General features: G+C 68.5%; 6 protein-coding genes. 2 read left to right on the top strand and 4 right to left on the bottom strand.

Translation table 11 applies throughout. From position 1 onward, the window contains the following. From BN972_RS29495 to BN972_RS06865, 4 genes are all read right to left on the bottom strand, one after another. Window positions 1-735 (bottom strand): lysophospholipid acyltransferase family protein (locus BN972_RS29495; protein WP_036356822.1); only part of this gene is annotated, 735 nt, incomplete at its 3' end. Beyond that, window positions 732-1,559 carry a GNAT family N-acetyltransferase gene (locus BN972_RS06875; protein ID WP_036354367.1) on the bottom strand — a complete coding sequence of 276 codons (828 nt, stop codon included), beginning with the start codon at window positions 1,557-1,559 and terminating at the stop codon, window positions 732-734. The genes BN972_RS06875 and BN972_RS29495, both read right to left, overlap by 4 nt. A gap of 165 nt (window positions 1,560-1,724) precedes the next feature. Beyond that, window positions 1,725-2,681 carry an electron transfer flavoprotein subunit alpha/FixB family protein gene (locus tag BN972_RS06870; RefSeq protein WP_036354364.1) on the bottom strand — a complete coding sequence of 319 codons (957 nt, stop codon included), beginning with the start codon at window positions 2,679-2,681 and terminating at the stop codon, window positions 1,725-1,727. A 30-nt stretch (window positions 2,682-2,711) separates the two neighbouring features. Beyond that, window positions 2,712-3,503, bottom strand: coding sequence for an electron transfer flavoprotein subunit beta/FixA family protein (locus tag BN972_RS06865; RefSeq protein WP_036354362.1), 792 nt, complete (start codon window positions 3,501-3,503; stop codon window positions 2,712-2,714). Window positions 3,504-3,709: 206 nt separating this feature from the next. Between BN972_RS06865 and BN972_RS06860 the strand changes: the two genes are divergently transcribed. Further along, window positions 3,710-4,522: a class I SAM-dependent methyltransferase gene (locus BN972_RS06860; RefSeq protein ID WP_036354359.1), complete on the top strand. Its 813-nt coding sequence runs from the start codon at window positions 3,710-3,712 to the stop codon at window positions 4,520-4,522. Between the two features lie 35 nt (window positions 4,523-4,557). After that, a complete protein-coding gene (locus tag BN972_RS06855) occupies window positions 4,558-6,108 on the top strand; it encodes a 1,4-alpha-glucan branching protein domain-containing protein (RefSeq protein WP_051545315.1) in 1,551 nt (516 codons plus the stop codon). The last annotated feature ends 22 nt before the right edge of the window (window positions 6,109-6,130 follow it).

Below are 6,130 nucleotides of genomic sequence, written 5' to 3'. Positions count from 1 at the left end.
CTGCAGTGACTCCACCCGTAGCGAAACCACCGTGCGCCGCACCCGCAGCAACCGGCTGACCGACCGACCCAGGGTGTCGTCGCCGACATATGCGGGCGCCGTCGACACGCTGCCGTCGGCGTGGTGATAGCTCAACCGAAGTGGCTGAACCGGGCGGCCGGAATCAATCGCGGCCTGAAACATGGCCGGGTAAAAGCGGCCCGACGCCAGGCCACACCAGGTCGTGCCCTCGGGGAACGCAACGACCGTCTGCCCCGCGCGCAGGCGGCGGGCCACCGCGTCCACCACGTCCGGCAGCCGTCGCAGGCTGGACCGTTCGATCGGGATGACCCGCAGGATCCGGGCCAGGATCCCGACCGGCCCGGCCGTACACATGTCGGCGCGGGCGACGAAGGACCCCGGCAGCACCGCGCCGATGGCGAAGGCGTCCAGCCAGGACGTGTGGCTGCTCACCACCAGCACACCGCGCAAGTTACGAATTGGGTTGCCGGACACCTTGATTCGCACTCCGAAACAACGCAGCACCAACCGGCAGTAGGTGCGCTGCACCCGGGTACTACCGGGCAGCGGCACCCCTAGCAACGGTATTCCCGGCGCCAGCAACAACGCACAGATGACCCGAAACAACACCCGCAGTGCCGTCTGAAATGGTTGCGCCCCAGCGCTTTCGGCTATCCGCACGCACTCGGCGTCGCAGGAGGCGCGGGGCAGCCAGGAGTGCCCGGCCGTGTTCACAGCGCCGAGGCCGCCGCAACCGAGCGCAGCCGCTCGAGATATCGGGTGTTGGCGTGATGTTTGGCCAGCAGCACGCAGAAGTCGCCGACGCCGAAGTCGGGATCGTGGGCCGGCTCGCCGCAGACCTGTGCGCCTAGGCGCAGGTAGCCACGCAGCAGGGCCGGGACCTCCGGCCGCTTGGGCGCCGGGATCTCGTCCAGGCTCTTGCCGTCGATGCGGACGGGCCGGCGCGGGTGCACCCGGTAGTCCGCGCGGTGCCGGTTCAGCACAAAGTCGCGCACCCCGCGGACCCGGCTGCCCGGTGCCTGGCCGGTCGAGTCGCCGCCGATCGGCACCGAGACACATCCGGTCACGTATTCGTAGTCGCAGCGGTCCAGGTAGGCCAGGATGCCAGCCCACATCAGCAGCACCACAGCGCCGTTGCGGTGCCCTTCGCGTACCGCGGCCCGGCCCATCTCCACTAGCGACGGGCGCAGGGTGTCGAAGGCGCGAACGTCGAATTCCGTTGCGGTATAAAGGCCGCCGGCGGCAATGGCGCCGGAGGGCGGCAACATCCGGTAGCAGCCCACCAGTTCACCGGTGTCGTCGTCGCGCACCAGCAGGTGGTCGCAGTACTCGTCGAACCGGTCGGCGTCGCGGCCGTCGACGGCGGCGGGCAGGACGAATCCGGGAGTGCTGCTGAAGACGTCGTAGCGCAGCCGTTGCGCCGCTTCGATGAGGGCCTCGTCGGTGGACAGCAGGAGGGAGTAGTGCGGCCCGGGTGCATCGTTGGTTACCGGGCCGCGTGGTTTCTCGCTGGGTATGAGGACAGAAGCGATGCTCATGCCACCAACGTGACGCAGTCGGTGAGCCAGTCGGCATCGGCGTGCTGACATGTCGGTGCACGCCAGATGACGAAATGAGGGCGCGGCAAGTATGCGCGAGCAGACGCTTAAGCACCCGCACGCACGGCGTGTCGGGTGCTTAAGCGTCTGCTCGCGGGGGCTAAATCAGCCCTTGCGCGCCTTGATTGCCTCGGTCAGCTGCGGCGCGACCTTGAACAGGTCGCCCACCACCCCGTAGTCGGCAATCTCGAAGATCGGCGCTTCCTCGTCCTTGTTGACCGCGATGATGGTCTTCGAGGTCTGCATCCCGGCGCGGTGCTGAATCGCCCCGGAGATGCCCAGCGCGATGTAGAGCTGCGGGGACACGGTCTTGCCGGTCTGACCGACCTGGAATTGGCCCGGGTAGTAGCCGGAGTCGACCGCCGCACGCGACGCCCCGACCGCGGCACCCAGCGAGTCGGCCAGTTCCTCGACGACGCTGAAGTTCTCCGCGCTGCCCACACCGCGACCACCGGACACCACCACGGTGGCCTCGGTGAGCTCCGGGCGGTCACCGGCAACCGCCGGCTCGCGCGAGGTGACCTTGGTCGCGTTCTCGGCGGGCTCGGGCACCTCGATGTTGACGACCTCCCCGGCACCGTCGGCCGGCTCGGCGTCAACTGCACCGGCACGGACCGTGATCACCGGCGTGTCGCCGTTGGCCTGCGCCTCGACGGTGAACGCACCACCGAAGATGGAGTGCACGGCCTTGTTGCCCTCTTTGACCTCGACGACGTCGACCAGCAGGCCCGAACCGATCCGGGCTGCGAGCCGGCCGGCGATCTCCTTGCCATCGGCGTTGGCGGACAGCAGCACCGCGGCCGGGGTCGACTCCTCGGCCAGCGCCGCCAGCACGTCCACATAAGGGGTGATCAGGTAGTTGTCGACGACGTCGGACTCGGCGACGTAGATCTTCGCGGCACCGGCCGCCTTCAGCCCGTCGATCAGCGGCTCGGCCGTGCCGGGGGCGCCAATCACGACAGCGGCGGGTTCGCCCAGCGCGCGTGCGGCGGTGATCAGTTCAGAGGTGACCTTCTTGAGGGCACCTTCAGCTTGCTCAACGAGAACCAGTACTTCAGCCATGGGTTATCTGCTCTCTAGTCGGGAGTTCGCTCAGATGATCTTCTGGGACACCAGGTACTGAGCGATCTGGCTGCCGCCCTCGCCCTCGTCGGTGACCTTCTCGCCGGCCGTCTTCGGCGGCTTGGGCGTGGAGGACAGCACCGTCGAACCCGCGTTCTCCAGGCCGACCTCGTCGCTCTCGACGCCGATCTCGGCCAGGGTTAGGACGGTCACTTCCTTCTTCTTGGCGGCCATGATGCCCTTGAACGACGGGAAACGCGGCTCGTTGATCTTCTCGTTGACGCTGACCACCGCGGGCAGCGTGGCCTCGAGGGCGAAGACGCCGTCGTCGGTTTCCCGCTCGGCCGTGACCTTGCCACCCTCGACGGACAGCTTGCGCACGTGGGTTAGCTGCGGCAGGCCCAGGTACTCGGCGATGATCGCCGGCACTGCGCCACCGGAGCCGTCGGTGGCCTCGTTACCGGCGATGACCAGCTCGGTTCCCTCGATGGTGCCCAGCGCACGGGCCAGGGCCCACGCAGTTTGCACGACACAGGAACCGTGCAGGCCGTCGTCCTTGAGGTGGACGGCCTTGTCGGCGCCCATGGACAGGGCCTTGCGGATCGCCTCGGTGGCACGTTCGGGGCCCGCGGTCAGCACGGTCACCGTTCCCTCGCCGCCCTCGCGCTCGCGGATTTGCAGCGCCTCTTCGACGGCGCGCTCGTTGATCTCGTCCAGGACCGCGTCGGCGGCCTCGCGGTCCAGCGTGAAATCGCCGTCGGAAAGCTTGCGTTCCGACCAGGTGTCTGGGACCTGCTTGATCAGGACCACGATGTTCGTCATAAGTGTGGTTCGTCCTCCTTGACGGAGTCCCACAGCGTTGGCTGCGGGACTGAGGTCACGCGTTTATGCGACCGCACAGGCATGTTACTAGGCGGTAACTTTTTGCGGTCTGCCATCACACCATAGCGGGTAGTGCTGGGCATTCTTTCGCCTGGATCGGCTGCCCGGTTCGCGAATCGGGCGCTAGGCATTAGCCTGCCTTAGCAATGAGCGCATTCGCCCCCGACGGACCCGACCGGATCCCCGCCGATTCTTCGGCGGAGGCTGCCGCGGTATTGACGCTCACGGGCGAGCGCACCATCCCCGACCTGGACATTGAGAACTATTGGTTCCGCCGGCACGAAGTGGTGTACGAGCGTCTGGCGCCGCGCTGCGCGGGCCGCGAGGTGCTCGAGGCCGGATGTGGCGAAGGTTACGGCGCCGATTTGATCGCCGGAGTCGCCCAACGGGTGATTGCGGTGGACTACGACGAGTCCGCGGTGGCCCATGTCCGGGCCCGCTACCCCCGGGTGGAGGTGATGCGGGCAAACCTCGCCGAGCTGCCGCTGCCCGACGCGTCGGTGGACGTGGTGGTCAATTTCCAGGTCATCGAGCACCTGTGGGACCAGGGCCAGTTCGTCCGCGAGTGCGCACGGGTGCTGCGGCCGGGCGGACTGCTGATGATGTCCACTCCAAACCGGATCACCTTCTCCCCCGGCCGGGACACCCCGATCAACCCCTTCCACACCCGCGAACTCAACGCTGACGAGCTGACCGAACTGCTGGTGGACGGCGGCTTCGGTGAAGTCGCCATGTCCGGGCTGTTCCACGGGTCACGCTTGCAGGAGATGGATGCCCGCCATGGCGGCTCCATCATCGACGCGCAGATCGAGCGGGCGGTCGCCGATGCGCCCTGGCCGCCCGAGCTGGTGGCCGACGTCGCCGCGGTCACTACCGCCGACTTCGATCTCGTGCGGGCAGGCGGCGAGCGCCACATCGACGACAGCCTCGATCTAGTTGCGATCGCGGTGCGCGCTTGAACACCTTCGCCGCCGGGCGGGACCGGGTACCGGGCATGTTCACCCTGGTGCTGCACACGCATCTGCCGTGGCTGGCCCACCACGGCCGGTGGCCGGTCGGCGAGGAATGGCTCTACCAGTCGTGGTCGGCGTCCTATCTGCCGTTGTTTCAGGTGCTTCGTGAGCTGGCCGAGGAGGATCGCCGCGGCCTGATCACCCTCGGGATGACACCGGTGGTCAACGCCCAACTCGACGACCCGTACTGCCTCGACGGCATGTACCACTGGCTGGCCAACTGGCGGCTGCGCGCGGGCGAGGCCGCCAGCGTGCGGTCCGTGCCGCGTTCCAAATCGGCCGGCTACCTGTCGTGCACGCCGGAAGCGTTGCGGGCCTTCGGTGTTCGCGAGTCCGCGGAGGCCGAGCAGGCGCTGGAGGATTTCGCCACCCTGTGGCGGCATGGCGGCAGCCCGCTGCTACGCGGGCTGATCGACGCCGGCACGGTGGAGTTGCTCGGCGGCCCGTTGGCCCATCCGTTCCAACCGTTGCTGAACCCGCGACTGCGGGAGTTCGCGCTGCGCGAAGGTCTGGCCGACGCCCGGCTGCGGATGGCCCAGCGCCCCACCGGCATCTGGGCGCCCGAGTGCGCCTATGCCCCCGGCCTGGAAACCGAGTACGCGGCCGCCGGCGTGAGTCACTTCATGGTCGACGGCCCCTCGCTGCACGGTGATACCGCGCTCGGCCGACCCGTCAGCGACAGCGACGTGGTTGCGTTCGGGCGGGACCTGCAGGTGAGCTACCGCGTGTGGTCGCCCAAGTCGGGGTATCCCGGACATGCCGCCTACCGCGATTTCCACACCTACGACCACCTCACCGGCTTGAAGCCGGCCCGGGTCACCGGCCGCGGCGTCGCGTCGGAGGGCAAGGCGCCGTATGACCCCGAACGTGCCGACCGCGCGGTCGACATGCATGTCGCCGACTTCGTCGACGTGGTGCGCAATCGGCTGCTGTCGGAGTCCGAGCGGATCGGCCGTCCGGCCCACGTCGTCGCCGCGTTCGACACCGAGTTGTTCGGGCACTGGTGGTACGAGGGGCCTACTTGGCTGGCGCGGGTACTGCGGGCGCTGCCAGCCGCGGGCGTTCAGATCGGCACGCTCAACGACGCCATGGCCGCCGGATTCGTCGGCTCACCGGTCGAATTGCCGCCCAGCTCATGGGGTTCCGGCAAAGACTGGCAGGTGTGGAACGGCGAGCAGGTGGCCGATCTGGTGCAGCTCAACGCCGAGGTGGTCGACACCGCACTGTCCACTGTCGACAAGGCCCTGGCCCAGACGGCGTCGCTGGACGGGCCCATCCCCCGCGATCACGTCGCCGACCAGATCCTGCGCGAGACGCTGTTGACCGTGTCCAGCGACTGGCCGTTCATGGTCAGCAAGGACTCTGCCGCCGACTACGCCCGCTACCGGGCCCATCTGCACGCGCACGCCACCCGGGAGATTGCCGGCACGCTGGCGTCGGGCCGGCGCGACGCCGCGCAGCGCCTGGCCGACGGGTGGAACCGGGCCGACGGCCTGTTCGGCGCCCTCGATGCCCGCAGGTTGCCCCGGTGAACTCCGCCGCGTCCGCCACGGC

The sequence above is a fragment of the Mycobacterium asiaticum DSM 44297 genome, from assembly GCF_000613245.1.
Taxonomy (GTDB): Bacteria; Actinomycetota; Actinomycetes; order Mycobacteriales; family Mycobacteriaceae; genus Mycobacterium; species Mycobacterium asiaticum.
The sequence above is the reverse complement of the archived record's forward strand: the minus strand, read 5'-3'. Positions and strand labels throughout refer to the sequence as shown.

What these genes read in the sequence shown, in the direction of transcription:
- BN972_RS06860 (WP_036354359.1), top strand. Translation starts at nt 3,710, where the DNA reads ATGAGCGCATTCGCCCCCGACGGACCCGACCGGATCCCCGCCGATTCT.
- BN972_RS06865 (WP_036354362.1), bottom strand. Translation starts at nt 3,503, where the DNA reads ATGACGAACATCGTGGTCCTGATCAAGCAGGTCCCAGACACCTGGTCG.
- BN972_RS06875 (WP_036354367.1), bottom strand. Translation starts at nt 1,559, where the DNA reads ATGAGCATCGCTTCTGTCCTCATACCCAGCGAGAAACCACGCGGCCCG.
- BN972_RS06870 (WP_036354364.1), bottom strand. Translation starts at nt 2,681, where the DNA reads ATGGCTGAAGTACTGGTTCTCGTTGAGCAAGCTGAAGGTGCCCTCAAG.
- BN972_RS06855 (WP_051545315.1), top strand. Translation starts at nt 4,558, where the DNA reads ATGTTCACCCTGGTGCTGCACACGCATCTGCCGTGGCTGGCCCACCAC.